A 23284-nucleotide genomic window follows, 5' to 3' on the forward strand; every position below is an offset into this window, starting at 1 on the left:
TTATGACAAATATATGAAAATCTTTACTTGATTTTTTTATCAACGGGCGCTATTTCTATAGTGTACCTATTAAAAAATAGTAGGTGCTGTTTTCTTTTCCATTTAAATGATGAGGGAAGTAAGGCATGAAAAGACAGAAGCGAGACCGTTTAGAAAGAGCTTTATCAAGAGGTTATCAAGCAGGTTTAGCAGGGCGCTCTAAAGAACTGTGTCCATATCAAGCAGTAGATGCTCGGTCGCATTGGCTAGGTGGTTGGCGAAAGGCGATGGAGGATCGAACCATAGCGGTAGTGTAACCCCCACATTCTTTTAATCTTTTAGGTTAAATAGCCTGTACTCGTTTATTTGAGTATTTTCGGGTTTTTAAGTTAAAGATATCAATCAATTTAAGAACCTCCGCCATTGCGGAGGTTTGCATTTCAAAGCTTAGAATGCGCTCGTGTCTTTAAAAAGACCCACTTTTAAGTCTGTTGCAGTATAAATTAATTTACCATCAACTAAGACTTCACCATCTGCTAACCCCATGATCAGCTTACGGTTGATCACGCGTTTAAAGCTGATGCGGTAAGTGACTTTCTTCGCAGTAGGGAGGACTTGGCCTGTAAATTTAACTTCGCCAACGCCTAAAGCACGTCCTTTTCCTTCACCACCAAGCCAGCCAAGATAGAAGCCAACTAACTGCCACATTGCATCAAGGCCTAAACAGCCAGGCATGACAGGGTCGTTTGTAAAGTGGCAGCCAAAGAACCAAAGGTCTGGATTAATATCCAGTTCAGCTTCCACATAACCTTTATTAAATGTGCCACCATCTTCAGTCATACTGACGATGCGATCCATCATCAACATGTTTCCTGATGGCAGTGGAGGACCATTTTCTCCAAATAATTCGCCTTTACCAGAAGCAATTAAATCATCTTTTGTGTAGGATCCGCGTTTATCAACCATGTTCTTAAGATAGCCTTTATTATGTGTAGGGCTACAGGATAGCTTACACTTGTACGCTGAACAACTCCGATCTGCTATTTTTTACGCAATCTTTACTTAACTCATCCATTTTAAGAACCAAGGAAGTCTAGTCTTATCCGGTGAATTTGCTTGATTAATGCGTTCTTGAATTAAAGCTAACAGGTGTACATTTTCCTCTTCAGCTTGCTGTTCAAAGTAAGGTTGTTTAGTGAGTAAAGTAATGGCTTGGGCGACATGTTCAACGGGCCAAATATGGAATTGGCCTTCTTTTACGGCTTCAACGACAGCAGATTTGGTGCATAAATGGCGGACATTTGCCATTGGGATGATGACACCTTGGTTGCCAGTTAACCCGCGTTTTTCACAGATATCAAAGAAACCTTCAATTTTCTCATTCACCCCACCAATAGGTTGGACATAGCCAAATTGGTCAACCGCACCAGTGATAGCAATTTGCTGGTCAATAGGCTGTAGTGCTAATGCACTAATTAAAGCGCACAGCTCTGCGAGTGATGCGCTATCACCATCAACTTCACCATAAGATTGCTCAAAGACGATAGAGGCTGAGAAAGGTTGAGGTTGCTCTAATTTAAGCTCGTAATTTAAATAGGCTTGCATGATCATCATGCCTTTGGCATGGATATTACCACCTAACTCTGCTTTGCGTTCTACGTCAGTGAATTCGCCATCACCTAAATGGGCGACACAGGTAATTCGAGAAGGTTCACCAATAGCGTCAGGGTGCCCCGGGTATTGCAAAACAGATAAACCATTAACTTGGCCGATAACTTCGCCTTCGGTTTTAACAAAGATCTGTTCTTGCAAAATATCATCTTGAGTACGTTCTGCTAGGAAACTATGGCGCCATTGGCGATTTTCGTTAGCTTGGTTAAATGACTCTTGAGTGAGCAAATGGTTGACATGGTAATGGCTGGCATCTACAAGGGAGCGAACTAACCAAAGATTATCAAGAGGAAGATTAAATTTATCCTCACAGTAACGTACAGCTTGTTGGATAAAAGGAAGCCACCCATCAGGAGAAATATTCGGTAATTTATTGGAATCAATAATGGATTTAATATAACGCATCCATAAGGCCAATTGTTCTTCATCTTCGAAGAACATAACAGGCTCATATTCGCCATAAATAGCGCAGCTAAATAACTCTGGTGATGTAAATTCAAATTCTTCTAGAGCGAGTCGGTCACCAACAATTATGACTTTAAGTTCTAAAGGCTGTGGCTCAATTTCAATGGGTAAAGGTTGATTATCCGAATAAGGCAGCCATTCAAGCTGTTGACGGTTAACCATATTTTTTAGGCGAGCCCACATTAAAGGTTGATTAATTAATGTGCTAGCAGCGATAACTAATATGCCACCATTGATTTGGTGAAGTAAGCCTGGGACTAAATTCAAGGAAGGGGTAACATAGCCAAATAATTGTTCGGGTTCTATCCAATTACGGTAAGCGATTTTATCACGAGAAGAAAAACGGCTTGTAACACCATTTTCCCACTGGAAAACGCGGTTATCTTTAGATAATTGATAGTCACCATCAATAGTATTTATCTCTGCCAGTAATGGGGTAATTGCATTAGCATAAAGGCTAAGATATGTCTCACTTTCATCAGACTTGATAAACATAAAGCGCGTTTGGGCAAATTCATCAACAAAATGTTGTATGCCATCAGATAGCCTAGGCTGAATGTCTGATAAAATTGCAGGGGTCAACGTTTCTGAAGATACAAATTTCGTCTGAAATGACGATAAGTTAGGAATTAGGCCTTGCCATGTTAGTTCTTGACTGATCACTATAATTATCTGCTATTAATAAAGTTATAAATAAAATGCCTGCCAGTAAGCTGGGCGTATATGCCTGAAAAAGGTTTATTTAATAAATTTGCTAAATAGCATTGTTTGTTTTATAAACAAATTTCAGGCTAATTCATTACCCAATGGGCAAGCTTGTTATATTAGCCTTTGATAGGCAATCTTGCAGCAATAATTGTTGAATTATCGACTAGAATAACGAAAACATAAATACAATGGGTAGTGTCATTGGCCAAGTTAAGCCAATAAGTATGGCGCTCAGTAGGCGCATAAAAAAGTTTGGATCTTTTGTTACGAGTAGGGTAAATAGCATTGCGCATACACCGCCAATCCCATAGATGACGAGTATGTATTCAAATGTGGACATGCAGTTTTATTAATTTGTTAACAGATAGGGGCGGATTGTACACTATTTTTACAAGGTAGGCTTACCTTCTTTATTGAAAAAGTGAATATTCCACTAAATCGAATATCTGCATGAGTATTTTGTTTATAATCTTGCTAATATAAAAATAGGTTCAATTTTCTTCAGGAAAAATTATGAAATATCAGCAGCTTGAAAATCTTGAATGTGGCTGGAAATGGGAATACCTCGTCAATAAAGCAAGAGGTGGCGAAGCAATTACCCGCTATATAGAAAGAAGCGCAGAAAAAGAAGCCATAGACTTGCTGCTAAAAATGGAAAATAGACCGGTTGATGTACTAAAGTGGATCACTCAGCATATGAATCCAGAGCTTGATAACCGAATGAAACAGAGTATTCGGGCGAGGCGTAAGCGTCATTTCAATGCCGAGCATCCACATACACGTAAGAAATCAATAGATTTAAATTTTTCAGTATGGCAGCGTTTGTCTAATCTTGCTGTGAAGCGTAATAAAACGTTGTCTGAAACTATTATTCAGTTGATTGAAGATGCGGAACACAAAGATAAATATGAAAGCCAAATGAGCTCATTAAAACAAGATTTGCAAGCGATCCTTGGAACACCAAAGGAAAAAGATAATTAAAGAAGATCTGTGAGGATCCGTGCTGGTAGTTCAAGCTATATGACGACATGATTGCGGGAAGTTTAATTTTAAAAATGAATTTTTGTATCGTGTCGATTATTTTTAGTAATAAAAAACCCCAATATTAATTGGGGTTTTTGTATTTCAGTTCGAAATTCAAACTAGGGCTAAGAATTAAGCACCTGGCTGAGTTACAACTTCAGTTGTACCTTGGATTTCGATTTCAACGCGACGATCTGGCGCTAAACACTCGATCAGAGCTGCACGGCCTTTAACGTTGTCACATTTGTTACCAGTTACTGGATCTTCTTTACCACGGCCTTCTGCAGCGATTGCGCTAGCTGGAACGCCTTTAGATACTAAGTAGTCAACTACTGACTGAGCACGTTTCTGTGACAGTGGCAGGTTGTAGTTTTGTGAACCGATACGGTCAGTGAAACCAACTACCAGTACGCGACCTTGAGTTGGGTCGATGCTGCTCAGTTCGTTGTACAGTTCATTCAGAGCTTGCTGACCTTCTGGTTTCAGAGATGCTTTGTTGAAGTTAAACAGAACGTCTGAACGCAGTGTGAAACGTTTGTTTTCAACAACTGGAGCTGCTGGCTCAACAACTGGAGCTGGAGCAACAACTGGAGCATCAGCTTGACCGAAACGGTATGCAACACCAACGCTCAGCATGCCGTTGTCTGGACGAGTACCGATGTTGTCTTTATCACCTAAGTTGCTAACCCATTGGTAGTCTAAACGAGTAGCCCACTCTGGAGTGATTGCATACTCAAGACCTAATGCGTATACAGGTGCAACGCCAGTGTCAGTTTCTTTGAAACGTTGGCCATTTTGGTGAGCTTTAGCTTCTGTACGGTAAACCATACCACCTAAACGAGTGTAAACATCTAAGTCATCCATGATCGGATAGCTTAATTTGGTAGTTAATGAAACACCCATAGATTTCAGGTCACCGCTGTTACCAGCGCCTTTGTATTTCATTTTACCGAACCAATCATAGCCAAGCTCGAAGCCTAAGTATTGGTTATATTGGTAACCAGCGTAGGCACCTGCACCGATTGTGTCACGGTCAGTGCTGTTACCAACAGTGCCCCAACCTGCATAGTCTGTACCAGTTTTTGCTGGATTCAGGCTAGTGTCTTCATAGTGAGACCAACCTAATTTAGCACCGGTATACCAAGTGTTATCTTTTGGAGCTGCTTGTGCAACGGTTGCAAAAGCTGCTACTGCCACTGCTACTGCGATAGCTGTTTTTTTCATTTTTACGCCTCGTTATCATCCAATATTGGCTTGGCTTCGCTGAGCCTTATTATATGCCATTGGTTTAATTTACTTGCTAGGTTTCGCAGACATTATCTACAAAAAAATAATAAAAGTAAAAAAATAATGCCATAAGCCGAACAAGCTAAAGTCTACAACGAACTTAAAAAGATACAAGTAGAGTGAGCAATAATCGTTAAAAAAAGTATTTTTTTAGTGTATAAATCAGAGAGATATGTATATTTTCTGTAATGATTATTTTTTATCTATCTGATTGATCTACAATACATTTAATTTAACTTTAGAGGAAAATATTTCTAAAGGTTAAATTTAGTAAGAAAATTCTTAATCTTGGCTAGTGGTAATGATTTGAATGAATTTTTAAGTGGTTTGGCTGTCCTGCTAGTGTATTAATCATATTAAACGTTTTCTGTGGGCGCATAATTAAACCGATAGAACGGCCTTCTTGAGCTGCGTATTGCAAGCGAACAAAATCTTGCTCGCTTATTTCAGGTAGCCACCCTAAAACCACACTGTAATTACCACTTCTTAATGCTTTTTCCATGGCGCCAATCGTAGTGATATCTTCCATATGGTTTAATTGCATAACTTTATGAGTTGGTATTCCTGATTGTTCTAACCAGTGCTTACTGAGTTTCTTATTAGGGCTTAACCAGAGCAACCAGCGTGATTGAACCCCAAACTGGCGAAGCATTGGCAACAAAATGTAATCCATAATAGGGTGTTTTTCATCGTAAACAAGCTCGCTCACCATACCTTGTTGCATAGAGCTGTTAGTAAGCCCTGTCGCAGGGATTGATTGTGCGTAATTATTAAGAGAATGTTCTGTTGAGTTGTTCCAAGAATAGATGCTCATAATTTACCTCGTTACAATGCTGTATGAACATACAGTAACTGTATATCCATCCAATATCAAGACTATTTTTTCAAAGCGCTTCGCAACTTTGTTGTTTTTTTCTGCATTCTTCTTGGCATTTTTTATGGAAGCTCTCAAAATTAGTTATGCGTAATTATCTGTAAAAAAAGAAGTTATAAAATTATTTTTCTCAAGGATGAAAATTGAGCATACCCAAAAAGGAGTTTGGTAATGTTGTTAGAAGAAGAAAAAATTTTTTATTTATCTCGTTTGTTAAGTCAGTTTGGCGAGCTAAAACGCAAAAATCATTTTGGTGGATTTTGTCTATTAGTCGATGATGCCATTGTAGGATTGGTACTCGACGGTTGTTTTTATTTGCGTGGCTGCTTAGTGGCAAGAAGTCACTTTGAAGCGTCAGGGTTTAATCGGTTAGTTTATAGTAAAAAAGGCATTCCATTGGAAATGCGCTACTATCTACTTTCGGAACAAGTTTGGCATGACGAGCCCTTGTTTCTCCAATATATTGAGTTGGCGTATCGTTCAGCTATCGAGGAATTAAAACAAAAGCAATCAATGACTATGCGCATAAAAGATTTGCCTAATATGAATATGTCGGTTGAGCGCGCACTAGGGAAAATCGGAGTATCGCATGTTGATGAGCTGCGTATGATGGGGGCAAAGGCTTGTTTTATGAAGCTAAAAAAACATGGTAGGAATAACCCAAGTATTAAGTTACTCATTGGCTTAGCCGCTGCAATAGAAGGGTGTCATAGTGCTGTTTTACCCAAGGATATCAAACAAGAGTTAATTGCTTGGTATAATAGTTTTGAGTTGACATCAGCCTAAACCTGCGGAAAGCGACTGTTATTATAATTAATATTACATTACGCGATATGAAATGGGCGGGTATTTAGGATTTTAATACCCGCTCATCGGTATATTTATGACGCACTAATGGTTCGAATTATCTGTTTTATCTCAGGGATTAATTCGAGTAATAACTTAGTTTGTTCCATGATAAGTAACGTTTTTTCGTCATCACTAGTTGAAATGTTATCTATTCGGTTTAATAAACTATGGCGAAGCTCATCTGATTTTTTATCAATAACTAGTGGGTCAATGGTGGTGATTTGTAACGACGATTCAACATAGCAAATTGCGTCGTTGAGTAATGAAAGGTTACCTTCATTTTGCATTTTTTCACGATGTGCGCCTAATGCAGAAATATAACTGAGTAAGGTATGGTTTAAGCAGAGTAGGCGAAAAGCTTGTTCTTGGGTGATTCGATAAGACTTAGGGTCAGAAGCCATATTGGACACAATAGAAGCGAACTCTGCATCATTATTATGTGCATCTCTACGTGCAATTCGGTACTCAAGGCGGTTGTCTTTACCTTGGTAGTATTGTTGTAAAATAGCATCTAAATAGCGGCAGTTGCTATCCATAGTTTTTTGAATGACTTGGGGAAGTTGGCGGAACTTCCAGTCTGGCCAAATAAAACTCACTGCAAGTAATGCAATAAAACAACCAATTAATGTGTCAATGATCCGTGGAAGTGCAACATCAAACCCCTCGCCCAGTAGGTTAAAACAAAACAAAACGAGAAGTGTGATAAATAATGTTGCTTGGGCATATTGACTACTGCGAAACATAAAAAACAGTAAACCAGAAATAACGATTAGCGTAAGTTGCCCTTCCATTGAGGGGATTAAATTCAGCAAAGGTAAGCCAATAAGAATACCAACGATAGTTCCTATTATGCGAAGGGCTAAGCGCCGTTTAGTGGCACTGTAGTTTGGTTGGCATACAAATAAACTCGTGAGTAATATCCAATATCCTCTTTCCATATCAAATAGTTGGATGATGATATAGCCAGTACAAAGGAGAATTGACATTCTTACTGCATGGCGAAATAAAGAGGATTTTGGTGTTAAATGGTGCTTAACTCGCGAAATAATATCACTAATACCTGATAACGATTCGTCAGATAACTGTTCTATTTGCTTATTATTTTGCTGCCATGAACTCTGCTCAAGGCTTAGGCCTTTCAGTTGGACGTCAATTCCTTTTAAGTTTTTAAGTAAGTTATATAGGGCCTTAATTTCATGAAGCTCGGGCGATTGCTGTTTTAGTAGCTGTAGCGATTTTTCAATGTAAGTGAAAGTACGCTCAAAACGAGGGTTATGTTGGTATTGTTTACGCCATAAAACAGATTGAGCAACTTGCTGGCAGGCTCTCGCTTGCATAGTTAATAGGCGTTGGAAACGAAATAAAATATCACAATGACGTAAAGTACGGCTAAGTTGTTGATATTGAATATGAGACGAACTCGCTCGTTCGTGAATATCTTGGGCAACAAAATAGTATTGTAGCGAATTTCGGGTACCTTTTTGTCCCCGGTCTCCTTTTAACCGACTCAGTAATGCAATTTTTGCTTGGTTCATGGTACTGACCAAATGACTGTTTACTAATGCCAAATCATAAACTGAGCGTTGGTAGTCATCTTCTAAGTCAGGGTCAAATAAGTTGGCTTTTGCATCTAGATAAGCTGAAAGTTGCTGATAGCATTGGGTTATTGCATCTTGTAATGGCCTAACAGGAAATAAGATATGCCCAATCAAGGTTAAAATATTATACCAAATTGCCCCTGTGAGTAATAATGCAGGTTGTTGGTACCAAGTATCAAAAATGGGTACGCCGAGCATGGTATAAATGGCAATTAACAGCGCACCAAATGCGATGGTTGCGTATCGCTGCCCTAAAGCGCCGAGAAGAATAAAGCCACAGGTAGAAAATGCGAGGCCAAAAAAGAAAAATAAAGGATAGGGAAAAAGTAGTTCAATAGAAACTGATGCAATAAAAAAACAAAAAAGTGTAATAATTAAATTTTTTATTCTGCCAGTTAGCCTATCATCTAAGTCAGTTAGTGCTGCAGCAACCACACCCAATGTCAGTGGGATGGTGATTTTAGGCTCTTGGTTTAACAACCACGGCACTAAGGTTGCGCCTGTCAGGGCTATAAAGATTCGGATATAATATAAAAAATGACTGTTATATAGCACGCGACGATAACTGGTAAGCAGTGTTAACACAAAGTACCTCAAAGGTAAGACAAGCCCTAATCTATATAGGATAGCTTGTTTGCCAGGAATAAAAAACCGTTTGGAATCAAGCCAACCGTATTTTGTCATTGATTTTCTCAGGTGCAGGACGTATGGAACTGAAATCAACACAGATTGGACAGCGTCTGGCTCAGCATCCCTACAATCGGGTTCGCTTACTCAACGCAGGTATTGAAGTGAGTGGTGAAAACCACCAATATCTTATCCCATTTAATGAACTTATCGATCTTCGTTGTAAGAGAGGGATTGTTTGGGGGGAGTTAGAATTTGAAATTGTGAATGAACAAGTTGTTCGTTTACATGGTACTGAATGGAAGCAAACTCAGCGCTTTTACCATTATTTGAATGAAAAATGGCAACAATGGAGCACTGAAATGAGTCAAGTCAGTGCTAGTGTATTGACTGAATTAGTTAATTCGATTGAACAATTGACACAACAAGACAGGTGGCTAACATTACGTCATCTATCTGAAATAAAAGATAAAATATCACAAAACTTTTCGTCTCTGCCTATGCCTTTGGCGCGCATTTCATTATATGAAAATTGTGCAGCACAATATCACGAATGTCTGAATTGGCTGAATAGCGGTCAAGAATGCCGAAAACAAATTAACGATCACTGGTGTGAGTCTGTATTAGTTCGTTATCACGATTTTTTCCAGCAAGTAGAAACATCACCACTCAATTATTCACAGTCCTTATCTGTGATTAATGGTGAGGATAATGTATTAGTACTGGCGGGGGCTGGAAGTGGTAAAACATCAGTCCTAGTTGCAAGAGCGGGTTGGCTAATCTTGCGAGGTTTGGCAAAACCAGAACAAATTCTTTTGTTGGCTTTTGGCCGTAAAGCTGCAGATGAAATGAATGGGCGTATTCATTCACGTTTACAACAAGATATTGAAGCTAAAACCTTCCATGCGCTTGCTCTACATATTATTCGTGAAGGTAGCAAAAAATCGCCAGTGATTAGCGAGTTAGAAACAGACACTCAAAAACGACAAACACTGTTATTAAACGAATGGCGAGAACAATGTTCAGCAAAGAAAGCGCAGGCAAAAGGATGGCGAGAATGGCTTTCTGAAGAGTTGCAATGGGAAATTCCAGACGGTGAATTCTGGAAAGACGAAAAAATTAGCACTAAAGTCACTGCCCGTTTAGACCGTTGGCTAAGCTTAATGCGTATGCATGGCGGTAGCCAGAAGGACATGATTGATAATACGTCGGAAGAAATAAGAGATCTTTTTCAAAAACGTATTCGTTTAATGGCGCCGCTATTGAAAGTATGGAAAAGCACTTTGAAAGATGAAGGTGCAATTGATTTTTCTGGATTAATTCATCAAGCCATTAATATTTTAGAAAAAGGGCGTTTTATTAGCCCATGGAAACATATTTTAGTTGATGAGTTTCAAGATATTTCACCTCTCAGGGCGAAGTTACTGCAAGCACTACGTCAGCAGAATAAGCAAACCACATTATTTGCGGTTGGAGATGATTGGCAAGCCATTTACCGGTTTAGTGGTGCAGAATTAGACTTAACGACATCGTTTGAACATAACTTTGGTATTGGGGAACTTTGCGCTTTAGACACGACTTATCGTTTTAACCAACGCATTGGTGAGGTTGCAAATCAGTTTATTTTACAAAACCCTATGCAGTTAGATAAGCCATTGAATAGTTTAACTAAAGGGAATAAAAAATCTGTTATTCTTCTTTATGAAGATGCCTTGGAACGCTTATTGGATAAAATGAGTGGTTATGTCCTTGATGATGAAACGATATTAGTACTAGCCCGCTACCATTATTTAAAACCTAATATTTTAGATAAAGCCAAAACTCGTTGGCCAAAATTAAATATTCAGTTTATGACTATTCATGCCTCAAAAGGGCAGCAAGCAGATCATGTGATAATTTGTGGTCTGAATAGCGGAAAGGATGGTTTCCCTGCGCCTGCGCGCGAATCAGTTATTGAGCAAGCATTATTGCCTAAGCCCGAAGATTTTGACCATGCAGAAGAAAGGCGTTTGCTATATGTCGCATTAACACGGGCTAAGCAGCAAGTTTGGTTGCTTTATCACCCAGAAAAACCGTCAGAATTTGTCGATGAACTCAAGCAATTGGGCGTTCCAAAACAAAAGAAACCTTAAAGCTATATTATGATCTATTAAGTGCCAGAATACTCTGGCGCTTAATAGAGATAGAATTAGTTAGTTCGTTTGGTTAAATAGCTTTCGTAATCAGGAATAACGACGTCTATCGTATTATCAAAATAGGGTGAGGTGATTAAAAAATCTGCGGTTGCAGAGTTGGTTGCGACAGGAATATTCCAAACGGTGGCTAAACGTAGTAGTGCTTTAACATCTGGGTCATGAGGCACAGCATTAAGAGGGTCCCAGAAGAAAATTAAAAGGTCAATTTTTTGCTCCGCAATCATTGAGCCTATTTGTTGGTCTCCCCCCATTGGGCCACTTAGCATACTCGTAACAGGCAACCCAGTGTGCTGGTGGATTAAATTGCCTGTAGTTCCTGTTGCGTATAAATTGTGAGCTTGAAGCCGTTCATTATTTTTCTTAGTCCAAGATAATAATGAAGGTTTACAGTGGTCATGGGCAACCAAAGCAATATTTTTTGAGGCTGTAATTTTACGGGTAGTTGATTCCATGATGTTCCCTTAAATAAGATGCGAGATAGACATCTTTAAAAATTGAATGAGCAAAGATATACAACATATATCATAATGCTAATGAATAGTTTATAGGTTTTGGGAGATATTTTGATGAGAGATCAAGAAATTGCTGAAATTTTAAAGCGTGTCCGGACAATCGCTTTAGTGGGAGCGAGTGATAAGGCAAATAGGCCGAGTTATGAAGTCATGGAATATCTTTTACATCAAGGCTATACCGTTATTCCTGTGAGCCCTAAATTGGCAGGTCAAACCTTGTTAGGGCAGCTAGTATACGAAAAGCTTAGTGATATACCTGGGCCTATTGATATGGTCGATGTGTTTCGTAATGCAGAAGCTGCGGTAGGAGTGGCCAGAGAAGCCGTGGAAATTAAAGCTAAAGTTTTGTGGTTACAAAAAGGAGTGATTAGCGAAGAAGCACAGCAAATCGCTTTGCAGGCTGGTTTGCAGTTTGTTATGGATAAATGTCCGAAACAAGAAATACCCGCTTTAGGTATTGAAAAATAAAGTATTTCTAGCGTTAAAAAGTAAAGCAGCTAGTGAGCTGCTTTACGGTTGCGTTCATAAATAACAATATAGATATTTGAAGGTTAGTTGCGAAGGCGAGGAGCTTGCAACTGAGACCTTATGGATTCCGCTAGTTCATCCATTGATGGTTGTTCTGGATGGTCTTCTACGGTTTCATAAGTAATTTGAGCTTCAGCCAAATATGTATGAACTGCATCCCCATTGTCATCTTCCATAACAACATGATACCAAGGTAGATCGCGTAGTGTGCTGTTAGCGGCAATATCATCATCATGTGGTTGTTCGAGCGAATACTCAGCGTCAACATCTACAACGACGCCTAAGTAGCCGAGAAGTTTGTGCCTAACTTGTTGCCCGATTCCATATTTACTGGTGATCATCATAGCGACCTCCTAAAAGCCTTGCTTATACTTCAAACTATATATGGGCAGTGCTACGCGTTTTCAAGCTAATATATGGACAATTATTAATAACGCAATACACTGTCTTTATACGCAACTATGAAAAGCAGTGCCTCATTTAGCAGATTATCTGTTCAATGAATAAAAAACAACTGTTAAAAAGAAGGTATCAATACATTATGCTCTGACAACGGAGGCTCACATGACTGCATCAGGTCGATATTTTTATATTTATGGTCGTGTTCAAGGGGTTGGGTTTCGTTACCAAACCTATCATTGGGCTAATCAGAACGGCATAAAAGGTTTTGTGTGTAACCGAGATGATGGCAGTGTTAAGCTAGCCGTTTACGGAACAGAGCAAGATATTGAATTTGTTGATGAGTGGCTAAAAGCTGGGGGACCACCGGGAGCAAAAGTAGACCATTTTTTCACAGAAAACTGGAAGACCGAGCCAATAGCGGACTTTAGTGTCCGCTATTAGTGAAAAATTAAATACATTTCACCGGTTTTGGCAGGCCAGCAAGTTTAGTGGCTTGCTTAGCTGGCCCTTTTGGAAATAGCCGGTATAGATAGCGGCTATTGCCTTTTTCTTCGCCAAATTGTTGAGAAACTGCTTTAACCAACATGCGAATAGCAGGTGAGGTATTAAATTCCAAATAGAAGTTCCTGACGAAACGGATAATCTCTAGGTGTTCATTGGTAATTTCAATATCTTCTTGCTGCGCGAGCAAAGGAATTAATTCTTCGCTCCATTGTTGGCTATCAAGCAGGTAACCTTGCGCGTCTGTTTCTATCTCTTGATTATTAAAAACCAACATACTCTTTTCAACCCAAATAAAATTAGAACGTAAATTTAGCAAAAATCGAGATATAACCCAAGTAAAGTCGTTAGAATGTCGATATTTTCACCCAACAGTATGAAAGGCGTATATTTTTAAAGCGAATGATCAAATTAGGGGTTTACATCCAATGAGAGGATGTTTATAGTGCACATCATTGCGGAGGGGTGGCCGAGCGGCTGAAGGCAGCGGTCTTGAAAACCGCCGATGGGAAACCATCCGAGAGTTCGAATCTCTCCTCCTCCGCCATCTTCACTTCTAGCAACATTTTCTAAAGTCTTCCAATCCCCTTAAGTTATACAAACAAACAAGCAAACAAGCATTCCAACTAAATCCCATTATTCCAACGTCTACTATCGTCTATTGAAAACTACCCCCCTTCAGGTGGTACATATGGGGTACATTTATACCCCATGATTTGAGTACCCCCAAATGAAGCTAACCGTTAAGCAAATTGATTCCAGTAAGCCTAAAGAAAAAGACTAAAAACTATCTGATGGTGGTGGGCTGTATCTATCGGTTCAAACTAATGACGGAAAATATTGGCGGTTAATATACCGAATCGATGGTAAAGAGAAACTTTTAGCTATTGGAATTTATCCAACCGTTAAACGCCGTTTCACAATAGCTTGTGTGAGGACATAAAAGCCCCGAACAGCGAGGGACGCTGCTCTGGTGGCGTGTATTAGACAATGAACGGTGAATCAATACTGTCATGAGTCAGTACAGACACAAGCAAGCCCAGTTTTTCATTACTGCATTCACGTAAAAACGCTAAATCGGTATCTAATCGGTAAGTTGCCATCAGTGTTATTCCCTAGCTTGAAAAAGAGAACACCACGATAACAACCTCACCAGGCAGGTTATGTCCGGCTATTTGGCTTTTTTTCGAGAGAAAAATGAAGGGAAATGACAGGGGGTGTCATGGATTTAATTTAACTGATTGATATTAATTTTAATTATTGGGTTTCGTGTCAGTGATATATATTTGAAAAATCGTTGAGTATCAATAGGCATAAAAATACGCAAGAAGCGACATTGAACAAAACAATGACACTTGACTTAAGTTAAATTAACATAACGACCTTTGACACAGGAGGTCGTTATGAAAATGCCCGCTTCTCTATGGGTTATATTAATTGTTTTTTCCCTTTTCATGCTTATACATATAACTGGCGCTTTTTTTTACGTTTCTAGCATGTTGAGATTAAGTTCATCAGTTGATGTCTGGAGTAGCTATGATGGGGCGTTCTTAATTATTGGGTTGACATTGTATCAACTTGTATTACCGACAGTAGAAGTTTTAACTGTGGTTTTAGTTTTAATGAAGAAAAAAATTGGAGCAGCTTTATTGAAAATTCTATGGTCAATCATAACGCTAATGTCAATTTTTTCTGCATTTAAAGGGATTAATAACGCACTCGAAGGAAATGGGTTTTCAAGCATGGCAGAGAAAATAGGCGGTGTTATAGGTGTATTATTATTACCAATCATAATGATTTTCTTGACTTATATTCTTTTTAAATCCTCTAGAGTTAAAGATTATTTTCAGTCAGTATCAGCAAAGTAATAAAAATAAATATCCTCCGGCTATGCCGGAGGATATTTATTTTACCAAATTTAAGGTGGAAGGGATATCTTTCTTAATTAATAAAATTGCTAGTTAGATTTTATCCAAATAAACAATAATAACATTTGCACACCGTTATAAATCATATGCAAAACAATTGGTGCTAGAAGCGAATTAGACTGAATTCTGACATGGCAAAAAATAGTGGACATTACAAAAAGCATAATAAATGTGACGGGTGAATTATATTGGTAGTGCGCCATTGCAAACAGTAAAGAGGTGATAATAATAATGACATGCTTACCATTTGGACCATAGCCCATTCCGGCATTCAGTAAAAAACCTCTGAAAATAATTTCTTCAATAATTGGTGCAGCGAACACTATGTACACGGCCATAAGAAATTGGTGCAATGGTGATAAGGTGAACATTTGAAGTATCCATGTCTCATCTTCTCCGTAAAACATGGTTGCAACAGATAATATGATCATTGCAATCGTCGGTATCCAAAGATCTGAAAATCGTACGGTACCGAAAGGCATTAGTCCGGTTCGTTTCTGGTAAAATGCACGGGAGAACAGGGCATAAGGTAAGACAAATAGAATTGCAAATAATGGCCAAGCAGCAAAGGCTTCGCCATTATTTGTCATACCAGGAAATGCCAGTAGGGCAAATTGAATTAAGTACCAACCTGCAAAAAAACCGACGCAAACCACACTGTGTAGCACTCTGTCCATAGATATCATTATTATTCACATTGTTTTGTTGTTTATAAACGTTGATTTTAATGTATTAACAACTAAAAACCAAAAAATATTGGTTTAGTTCAGCATCATTTTGAAGATGGAAATTCAAATGCATGGCGACTACTTGAGTCAAATATTTGCCATAAAAAACTATTCTTTCCATAAATACAGGTAGCCGAATCTGATTGTCGGCTATAATGATCATTACTAACCCGAAATTATCGGGGCCGTTCGAATAAGTCCACCAGCTTACCTATTCTATTTTGTACACCTCGTATTGAGAGGCGCAAATCAAACACAGTCATCATTTGAAATCGCACCAGTGTTGATTTTACGTTTCCGTTTGAAACGGAGTCGTGAAAAACATGGGTAGGGTTATTTCTGGTTGGCGTTTCATTATCTGCAATAAAGTTACCAATTGATGATATTTATGCAATCACTGTAATTTATTAGAACAAGAAAATGCAGGTATCAAAAACAGCCTAGCAATGATCTTGGTTGTATAGGAATTTGTATAGAATGAAAGTTAGAATTTAAATAATCATTAATCATTAATCATTAATCATTAATCATTAATCATTAATTATCAATTAGATAAGTCATATGTATGGTTCTCTCCTCCCCCTGAAGCTATAAAAACAAGCAGTCAAGTATTTCAACTAAATCCCATTATCCCAATATCTACTAACGTCTATTGAAAACTATCCCCTTTAGGTGGTACATATAGGGGTACATCAATGCGGTGATGGAAAAAATTTTTAGGAGTTTAAAGATAGAAAGACTCAATCATTTATCGTTTATGAATCATCAATCTGTTATCGATGAGGTTGAAAATTACGTTTAGTTTTACGATTATTATCGATGCCATTCAAAGATTGGTTATTTAACACCACATCAAAAATATTGTGAATTCAAAGATGCCGCTTAGATCTTCTACTGAATTTGTTGATCATTTCAACGATCATAATGATGGAACAATGGTATTTCTGAATGTCGTTTTTTAATGCATAGAGCAACGATTTCTTCACCGTCTTCATTCTCATGTTGTCATCTAAATGATAACCCAAATTTTTTATGAATAAGCATCTGTAATTAAACTTAAATCAGTATTGCCTTCATGAGTTTATAAATAGGTAATATAAGCGACACAAGATTGTACTGGTTGCGTGGGAGTAAATCCTGACTTAATTAAATTTGGATGCTGATGAAAGCAATGATGATTTAATGTTGTTAGATGATAATTTCGTTTAGTTGGCACCAATAATCGATGTTTTTTAAATAAAGAAAATAATCGTTCACGTCCAATAATTAATTGTTTTTGTTTGAAAATAAAGTGCAACTACGAACACTTAATAGAGACATGAAAAATGTGCTCAGATTTCACTGAATAGATAATAATATCATCTGACTTCTCTTTTTATCAGATGTATCTTGTCGTTTGTAATAGGCTTGACGGCAGATCCTCATAAAGTGACAAACTGTGGTGATTGTGAGTTTTTTAATCATTTTTTCTTTAATAACACCGCGTTGCGCTTGTTTGATAAGCGAACTCAAAATCTCTATCCATGTGCCACTCTGAACCTCGGCGGCGTTTAGTCTTAAAGAGCTAATTTAAATTTTAACACTTCATCAGTGTTAAAATTTAATCTACCAGTACTATTTATTATTGACTATTTTATATTAAATTTTTAACGTTAAAATGAATAATCCATTATTTTTATTTTGGTTAATAATTCTATTGATTATCTCACTGAATGTTATATTATGAAAAAAGATAACTATGTGATTGAACTGTAAATATATAAATCAATTATTAAACTGCTATATATATGAAATAATCATTTCCTATTTCGATATTCTAAATATGAATACATTCATTGGAGAGTATTAATTAATGAATAATATACTTGCAGTATTGGATGTCCCAAATACAGCATTTATGCTGCTTTGTACAAGTCTTGTTATGCTAATGACTCCTGGACTTGCTTTTTTCTATGGTGGATTAGTCTCTCGTAAAAGTGTTATTACCATTATGTCCCAGAGTTTCTTTTCTATGGGGTGGGTGGCAATTATTTGGTTCGTGGTTGGTTATTCATTATCGTTCGGTCCCTCGATTAATGGGATTGTCGGCGACCCATTTTATTATGCATTCTTGAATAACATAAGCCCTCAAACGATGTATACCGGTAATGATGGCGGTTTACCAATACTGGTTCATTTTGGATATCAAATGATGTTTGCGATTATTACCCCAGCCTTGATTACAGGAGCTTTCGCAAATAGAGTTAATTTCCCTGCTTATCTCATCTTTTTAACCTTATGGACATTATTTGTCTATGCACCGTTCGTTCATATGGTTTGGAGCCCAGATGGCATTTTTGCTAAGTGGGGAGTTGTTGATTTTGCGGGTGGTATTGTCGTTCACGCAACAGCCGGTTTCGCTGCAATAGCTTCAGCGTTATATGTAGGTAAAAGAGTCGTTAAGTCAGATGGTACTCATAATATTCCTTATATTGCACTTGGCGCGGCTTTATTGTGGTTTGGTTGGTATGGTTTTAACGCTGGGTCTGAACTGCAAGTCAACACCGTAACCGTTTCGGCGTTTATTACTACCGATATTGCGGCTGCATTTGCGGCAATTACTTGGTTTATTATTGAACGCTTGCATACAGGCAAACCTAAACTTGTCGGCTTTTTAACAGGGGCAGTAGCCGGTTTAGCCACTATTACACCTGCTTCAGGTTATGTTTCAATTGGTTCTGCGGCAATTATCGGGGTTATTGCCAGTATCGTCTGTTATACCTGTGTTTTCTTAGTCCGACGCCATTTAGACGATGCATTAGATGTATTCGGTGTGCATGGTGTTGGTGGTATTACAGGCTCGATTTTAGTCGGTGTATTTGCATCAACGGTTTGGAATGCGAAAGGGCCAGCAGGGTTAATTGAAGGAAACGGGATGCAAATTGTGAAGCAAACTGTGGCCGTTGTCTTTACCAGTATTTGGTCCTTTGTCTTTACAATCTTAATTCTTTGGATAATCAATAAATTTACGCCAGTCAGAGTTGACCAAAGTGCTGTTGGTGACAATTTAGATACCGTTGAATTTGATGAAGACGCATATCGAGAAAAAGCAGATTAGTTATCAAATATATTATTTCTTGCAGTTTATCCTAATTGGTGGGTTTATTTGAACTACCGGTTGGGATAGCTGCTAAATACAGCTGGTAATTTAGGATGGGTATATGAAAAAGAAGATAGCAATAGCTATTCAGGCTATTTGTTTTATGGGGCTATCGATGGGGGCAAATGCTGCGACCGATACACAGCAACCACAAACTTTGCGTCTAGCGATTGGTTCTGAGCCAACTGAAGGGTTTGACCCGATGTTAGGCTGGAGCCACGGCAGCTATTTACTTTTACATAGTCCATTATTAAAACAAAAAGCTGATTTATCTTGGCATAGCTATATGCTTGAAAAATATGAGCATTCAGATGATGGTAAAGAGTGGACGTTAAAATTAAAAGACGGACTAAAATTTTCCGATGGCTCCCCATTAACCGCAAAAGATGTTGTTTTTACCTATAACAACGCCGCCGCAAGTGGTGGAAAAGTCGATATGGGGAACTTTGCTAAAGCAGAGGAAATCAACCCATCTACTGTTAGAATGACTTTATCTGCTCCGCAAAGTACCTTTATTAACGTATTAGGTTCATTAGGGATTGTTTCTGCGGATAAATATGATGCGAAAAAATACGCCCATAATCCTATCGGAGCAGGTCCCTATCGCTTAGTGAACTTCCAACCAGGTCAGCAATTAATTGTTGAAAGAAACCCATTTTATGCGGGGCCTAAAAACGATTTCGATAAAATGGTTTTTGTTTTCTTGAATGAAGATGGTGCTTTTGCTGCCGCTCAAAGTGGTGAATTAGATATTGTTCGTATTCCTGCTGCCGTGGCGAGTAATGCGAAAGATGTGAAAAGCATGAGATTGATTGAGCGCCACAGTGTTGAAAACCGAGGGATTTCCTTCCCAATTCCACCTGCGGGAGAGAAAAATGCGTCAGGCGACCCAATTGGTAACGACATTACTTCCGATGTTGCTATTCGCAAAGCGATCAACTACGCCATTGACCGTAAGCTATTAGCAGACGCGGTATTAGAAGGTTTTGCGATCCCTGCATATACTGGCGTTGAAGGCCTACCTTGGAATAACCCTCAATCTTCATTTAAAGATGGGGATGTCGAAAAAGCGAAAACTATACTTGAAGATGCTGGCTGGAAGCTGAATAAAGACGGCTTAAGAGAAAAAGATGGCAAAGTGGCGAAACTGACGCTTTGGTACGCCAGTGGGGATAGCACTCGTCGTGATTTAGCTCAAGCCGTAAGGGCTAGCTTAAAGCCAATTGGTATTGAGATGGATTTAAAATCAGGCAGCTGGGAAACCGTGGAAAAGTACATGCATGCCAACCCAACATTATTTGGGTGGGGGAGTCTTGACCCAATGGAGCTTGTTCATAACTACAGCAGCAAAGCCGCTGGTGTGGGGTTCTATAACGCGGGTTACTACAAAAATCCAGCAGTCGATAAGGTGATAGAAGAAGCACTTCGTCAGCCAGACCAAGATGCGGCAATTCCATTTTGGCAAAAAGTGGATTGGGATGGCAAAACAGGAACAGGTATCCAAGGTGACGCCGCTTGGGCTTGGTTAATGAACGTACAACATCTTTATTTATTGAATAACTGTGTTGAGCTAGGTAAGGGGGCACCTGAAATTCATGGTTCATGGTCAGTATTGAATAATGTGGATGATTGGGCGTGGACTTGTAAATAATGCGGACAACCATCGGGCTTTTATTGCGGTTTGTCTGTTTATTATTAGTGACAGCATTTGGGGTTTTTATTCTCCTAAGCTATTCACCAATAGACCCAATTAAAGCCTACATTGGCAATGATTTAATGCATGTTCCCCCCGAGCAATATCCATTGATTGCAGCTCGTTGGGGGCTTGACCAGCCATTATGGATGCAGTTCTGGCATTGGTTTTCTCAGTTATTACAAGGTGATATGGGGTACTCCATGCTCTATAACACCCCTGTTTCACAGGTGATTGCTGATAGGTTAGCGCCTTCATTAGCTTTATTATTATCGGCATGGCTATTTTCTGGGGCGATGGGTTTTTGTTTGGGGTTGGTAGCCGGGCGTTACCTAAATAGATGGCCGGATAAAGTCATTTCAACACTGTCTTATTTATTGGCTTCAATTCCTGTTTTTTGGGTTGGCTTACTTTTATTGTCACTTTTTGCTGTTTCATTACAGTGGGCGCCAATTTGTTGCGCTTGGCCGATAGGCTTAGATGAACAAACATCAACATTGTCACAAAAAGTGCATCATCTTGTGTTACCTGTAGTGGCTTTAGGGATGTTAGGCATTGGTAATATAGCTCTGCATACTCGTTCGAAAGTTGCTGAGGTGATGAACAGCGAGTTTATCCACTATGCGAAAGCACAAGGGGATAAAGGGTGGCCGATGGTCAGCTTTCATGTAGTAAAACATGCGGTTACACCCGCAATATGTTTACAGTTTGCCTCAATGGGAGAATTGCTCAGTGGCGCATTGCTAGCAGAAAAGGTGTTTGCTTACCCAGGCTTAGGACAAGCAACCATTGATGCGGGTTTGCGAGGTGACATCCCTTTATTAATGGGGATTGTGATGTTATGTGCGGTAGTGATTTTCTTTAGTAACAGTATTTCTGACATTATGCTCAAGAGCGTGAATAAAGGGGTACTCCGAGAACCATGACTTATAACCCAAATAAGGCTTTAATTAAGTTAGTTATATCCTTGTTGTGCTTATTCGCTTTAGGGGCATATGCAGCATGGCTTTCCCAAACAGATGTAGAAGTGAATTTACTCGACCGTCGACAAGCGCCATCGTGGATACATTTATTTGGTACTGATAATTTAGGTCGAGACTTGTGGGACAGAGTATTCCAAGGAATAGCGACCAGCTTACAAATTGGCACCATAGCAGCCGTATCGAGCGGAGCGATAGCACTCGTGATGGCAAGTTTATCCTCATTTAGTAAGACAATGGATTATGTTATACGTGGATGTATTGATTCGTTATTAGCACTACCTCACTTGTTATTGCTGATATTGATTTGCTTTACATTAGGTGGTGGCAAAGTGGGTGTAATTTGGGCGGTTGCGTTGACACATTGGCCAAAGTTGACGTTGATCTTACGTTCCGAGTTGCTCCGAGTGCAGCAAACAGATTACATCATGTTATCGAAACGGATTGGAAATAGTGCGCTCTACCGATGCCGGTATGACTATTTACCGATGATCCTTTCACAATGGTTGGTGGGGACATTATTGATGTTCCCACATGCGATATTACACAGTGCAGCACTGAGTTTTTTGGGTTTTGGTTTGTCTCCACATGAAGCATCGTTAGGTATTTTGCTTTCCGATGCATTGCGTTACTTGAGCACAGGAGCATGGTGGTTAGCCATGTTTCCGGGCATTGCATTAGTTGGTTTAGTGCTGTTATTCGATCAATTTGCTAAAGCAGTACAACAATTATGGTTGAGGAGCGATTGATGCTAAGTTTTGATAACCTTACGATTGATGTAGCGAAATTTCGCTGGCTAGGCAAAAAACAGTGGTCTCCGCTTTTACAAGATATTTCATTGGATGTGGCTCCAGGTGAAATGGTTGCATTGGTAGGAGGAAGCGGGGAAGGGAAAAGTTTACTACTGCAAAGCAGTTTAGGTTTGTTACCTGAAAATATGCGTTGCCGTGGTGATATTGTGTTAAATGGAAGTCAGTTAACAGAAAAGTCAAAACAGCAATATCGCGGCAATTCATTGTGCTATATCCCTCAAGGAGTTAGCGCATTAAACCCTCTCATTAAGATAGGGCCTCAACTTGAACGTGCCGCTGTCTTAAGTGGGCAGCATATTCAAATGCACGACGTCGCGTTGCACTTACAACAATATAATTTACAAGCAGATTTAATCCATAGTTATCCCAATAAGCTTTCCGGGGGAATGGCAAAACGAGTTCTGGCTTGTAGCGCGACACTTTCCCAAGCTGAATATATTCTTGCGGATGAAATTTCATCTTGGCTAGACGATGAACATGCGATGCAACTTCTACAACATATCAAGTCTCTTTGCTTTGATGGTAAAGGTGTTTTGTGGGTTACTCACGACCTTGCAATGGCTGTTCGTTTCGCTGATCGCATTGCGTTATTACGTAATGGTGTTTTAGAAGAAGTACTCAGTAGTGAAAGATTAAAGCAAGGCGGAGGCGGGAAATGGTTTCAATCTCTATGGAATTCTTTGCCTGAACAACAATTTATGAATTGGACTAATACTATTTAAAAATTAAACATAAGGAATAGCCAATGTATATCCAGTCTTATTTTGATTAATTAAATTGGAATA

General features: G+C 38.9%; 23 protein-coding genes, 1 tRNA gene and 2 pseudogenes. 15 read left to right on the forward strand and 11 right to left on the reverse strand.

Annotation, left to right across the window (positions count from 1 at the left end):
- The first annotated feature begins 125 nt into the window (after positions 1-125).
- Positions 126-296 carry a ribosome modulation factor gene (rmf, locus tag PR834_RS05835; protein WP_004256131.1) on the forward strand — a complete coding sequence of 57 codons (171 nt, stop codon included), beginning with the start codon at positions 126-128 and terminating at the stop codon, positions 294-296.
- A gap of 130 nt (positions 297-426) precedes the next feature.
- Here rmf and fabA read toward each other — a convergent pair whose 3' ends face one another.
- The 3 genes from fabA to PR834_RS05850 all read right to left on the reverse strand — a co-directional run bounded on the left by fabA (position 427) and on the right by PR834_RS05850 (position 3163).
- Positions 427-945 carry a bifunctional 3-hydroxydecanoyl-ACP dehydratase/trans-2-decenoyl-ACP isomerase gene (gene fabA, locus PR834_RS05840; protein WP_004256129.1) on the reverse strand — a complete coding sequence of 173 codons (519 nt, stop codon included), beginning with the start codon at positions 943-945 and terminating at the stop codon, positions 427-429.
- Positions 946-1041: 96 nt separating this feature from the next.
- Positions 1042-2778, reverse strand: coding sequence for a Lon protease family protein (locus PR834_RS05845; protein ID WP_272536511.1), 1737 nt, complete (start codon positions 2776-2778; stop codon positions 1042-1044).
- 208 nt (positions 2779-2986) lie between these two features.
- Positions 2987-3163, reverse strand: a complete 177-nt coding sequence (locus PR834_RS05850) for a GhoT/OrtT family toxin (protein WP_071585857.1) — start codon at positions 3161-3163, stop codon at positions 2987-2989.
- 173 nt (positions 3164-3336) lie between these two features.
- Between PR834_RS05850 and matP the strand changes: the two genes are divergently transcribed.
- Positions 3337-3804, forward strand: coding sequence for a macrodomain Ter protein MatP (matP, locus tag PR834_RS05855; protein ID WP_004256123.1), 468 nt, complete (start codon positions 3337-3339; stop codon positions 3802-3804).
- A gap of 174 nt (positions 3805-3978) precedes the next feature.
- Here matP and ompA read toward each other — a convergent pair whose 3' ends face one another.
- Together ompA and sulA are read right to left on the reverse strand one after the other, a co-directional pair.
- On the reverse strand, positions 3979-5070 hold the full coding sequence (gene ompA, locus PR834_RS05860) for a porin OmpA (protein WP_004256113.1): 1092 nt from the start codon (positions 5068-5070) through the stop codon (positions 3979-3981).
- Between the two features lie 355 nt (positions 5071-5425).
- Complete coding sequence (sulA, locus tag PR834_RS05865; RefSeq protein ID WP_036957904.1) at positions 5426-5947, reverse strand: SOS-induced cell division inhibitor SulA; 522 nt, start codon at positions 5945-5947, stop codon at positions 5426-5428.
- Positions 5948-6178: 231 nt separating this feature from the next.
- Between sulA and PR834_RS05870 the strand changes: the two genes are divergently transcribed.
- On the forward strand, positions 6179-6793 hold the full coding sequence (locus PR834_RS05870; RefSeq protein ID WP_004256109.1) for a TfoX/Sxy family DNA transformation protein: 615 nt from the start codon (positions 6179-6181) through the stop codon (positions 6791-6793).
- A gap of 95 nt (positions 6794-6888) precedes the next feature.
- Here the strand turns inward: PR834_RS05870 and yccS are convergent, their stop codons facing one another.
- Positions 6889-9039: a YccS family putative transporter gene (gene yccS / locus PR834_RS05875; protein WP_172767335.1), complete on the reverse strand. Its 2151-nt coding sequence runs from the start codon at positions 9037-9039 to the stop codon at positions 6889-6891.
- A gap of 122 nt (positions 9040-9161) precedes the next feature.
- Between yccS and helD the strand changes: the two genes are divergently transcribed.
- The gene (gene helD, locus PR834_RS05880) at positions 9162-11213 is read left to right on the forward strand and encodes a DNA helicase IV (RefSeq protein WP_272525556.1); all 2052 of its coding nucleotides are present in this window, start codon (positions 9162-9164) and stop codon (positions 11211-11213) included.
- A 56-nt stretch (positions 11214-11269) separates the two neighbouring features.
- Here the strand turns inward: helD and PR834_RS05885 are convergent, their stop codons facing one another.
- A complete protein-coding gene (locus tag PR834_RS05885; protein ID WP_004256102.1) occupies positions 11270-11728 on the reverse strand; it encodes a methylglyoxal synthase in 459 nt (152 codons plus the stop codon).
- A gap of 114 nt (positions 11729-11842) precedes the next feature.
- On the opposite strand from PR834_RS05885, the gene PR834_RS05890 reads away from it, so the two are divergent.
- The gene (locus PR834_RS05890; protein ID WP_196724605.1) at positions 11843-12256 is read left to right on the forward strand and encodes a CoA-binding protein; all 414 of its coding nucleotides are present in this window, start codon (positions 11843-11845) and stop codon (positions 12254-12256) included.
- Positions 12257-12339: 83 nt separating this feature from the next.
- Here the strand turns inward: PR834_RS05890 and hspQ are convergent, their stop codons facing one another.
- Positions 12340-12660, reverse strand: a complete 321-nt coding sequence (hspQ, locus tag PR834_RS05895) for a heat shock protein HspQ (RefSeq protein WP_004256095.1) — start codon at positions 12658-12660, stop codon at positions 12340-12342.
- Between the two features lie 220 nt (positions 12661-12880).
- On the opposite strand from hspQ, the gene PR834_RS05900 reads away from it, so the two are divergent.
- A complete protein-coding gene (locus tag PR834_RS05900; protein ID WP_004256093.1) occupies positions 12881-13159 on the forward strand; it encodes an acylphosphatase in 279 nt (92 codons plus the stop codon).
- 7 nt (positions 13160-13166) lie between these two features.
- On the opposite strand, the gene PR834_RS05905 is transcribed toward PR834_RS05900, so the two are convergent.
- Complete coding sequence (locus PR834_RS05905) at positions 13167-13496, reverse strand: TusE/DsrC/DsvC family sulfur relay protein (RefSeq protein WP_004256090.1); 330 nt, start codon at positions 13494-13496, stop codon at positions 13167-13169.
- 182 nt (positions 13497-13678) lie between these two features.
- Between PR834_RS05905 and PR834_RS05910 the strand changes: the two genes are divergently transcribed.
- Together PR834_RS05910 and PR834_RS05915 are read left to right on the forward strand one after the other, a co-directional pair.
- Positions 13679-13766, forward strand: a tRNA-Ser gene (locus PR834_RS05910).
- A 183-nt stretch (positions 13767-13949) separates the two neighbouring features.
- Positions 13950-14126: pseudogene (locus PR834_RS05915) on the forward strand (Arm DNA-binding domain-containing protein); the annotation flags it as partial.
- Positions 14127-14202: 76 nt separating this feature from the next.
- On the opposite strand, the gene PR834_RS05920 reads toward PR834_RS05915, so the two are convergent.
- Positions 14203-14322, reverse strand: a complete 120-nt coding sequence (locus tag PR834_RS05920) for a DUF3944 domain-containing protein (RefSeq protein ID WP_377145485.1) — start codon at positions 14320-14322, stop codon at positions 14203-14205.
- A 300-nt stretch (positions 14323-14622) separates the two neighbouring features.
- On the opposite strand from PR834_RS05920, the gene PR834_RS05925 reads away from it, so the two are divergent.
- Positions 14623-15087, forward strand: a complete 465-nt coding sequence (locus tag PR834_RS05925; protein WP_272536512.1) for a hypothetical protein — start codon at positions 14623-14625, stop codon at positions 15085-15087.
- Between the two features lie 89 nt (positions 15088-15176).
- Here the strand turns inward: PR834_RS05925 and PR834_RS05930 are convergent, their stop codons facing one another.
- The gene (locus PR834_RS05930) at positions 15177-15824 is read right to left on the reverse strand and encodes a CPBP family intramembrane glutamic endopeptidase (protein ID WP_272525558.1); all 648 of its coding nucleotides are present in this window, start codon (positions 15822-15824) and stop codon (positions 15177-15179) included.
- Between the two features lie 745 nt (positions 15825-16569).
- Here PR834_RS05930 and PR834_RS05935 point away from each other — a divergent pair.
- From PR834_RS05935 to PR834_RS05960, 6 genes and pseudogenes are all read left to right on the forward strand, one after another.
- Positions 16570-16761, forward strand: a pseudogene (locus tag PR834_RS05935) (IS3 family transposase); the annotation flags it as partial.
- 966 nt (positions 16762-17727) lie between these two features.
- Positions 17728-18972: an ammonium transporter gene (locus tag PR834_RS05940; protein ID WP_004256087.1), complete on the forward strand. Its 1245-nt coding sequence runs from the start codon at positions 17728-17730 to the stop codon at positions 18970-18972.
- A 103-nt stretch (positions 18973-19075) separates the two neighbouring features.
- Complete coding sequence (locus tag PR834_RS05945; protein ID WP_004256085.1) at positions 19076-20665, forward strand: ABC transporter substrate-binding protein; 1590 nt, start codon at positions 19076-19078, stop codon at positions 20663-20665.
- The gene (locus tag PR834_RS05950; RefSeq protein WP_196731700.1) at positions 20665-21633 is read left to right on the forward strand and encodes an ABC transporter permease; all 969 of its coding nucleotides are present in this window, start codon (positions 20665-20667) and stop codon (positions 21631-21633) included. Before PR834_RS05945 ends, PR834_RS05950 begins: the two co-directional genes overlap by 1 nt.
- A complete protein-coding gene (locus PR834_RS05955; RefSeq protein WP_004256081.1) occupies positions 21630-22436 on the forward strand; it encodes an ABC transporter permease in 807 nt (268 codons plus the stop codon). Before PR834_RS05950 ends, PR834_RS05955 begins: the two co-directional genes overlap by 4 nt.
- Entirely contained in the window at positions 22436-23221 is a 786-nt protein-coding gene (locus PR834_RS05960) for an ATP-binding cassette domain-containing protein (protein WP_004256080.1), read from the forward strand. The genes PR834_RS05955 and PR834_RS05960 overlap by 1 nt, the downstream gene beginning before the upstream one ends.
- Positions 23222-23284 lie beyond the last annotated feature (63 nt).

The organism is Providencia sp. PROV182, from assembly GCF_028480325.1.
Taxonomy (GTDB): Bacteria; Pseudomonadota; Gammaproteobacteria; order Enterobacterales; family Enterobacteriaceae; genus Providencia; species Providencia hangzhouensis.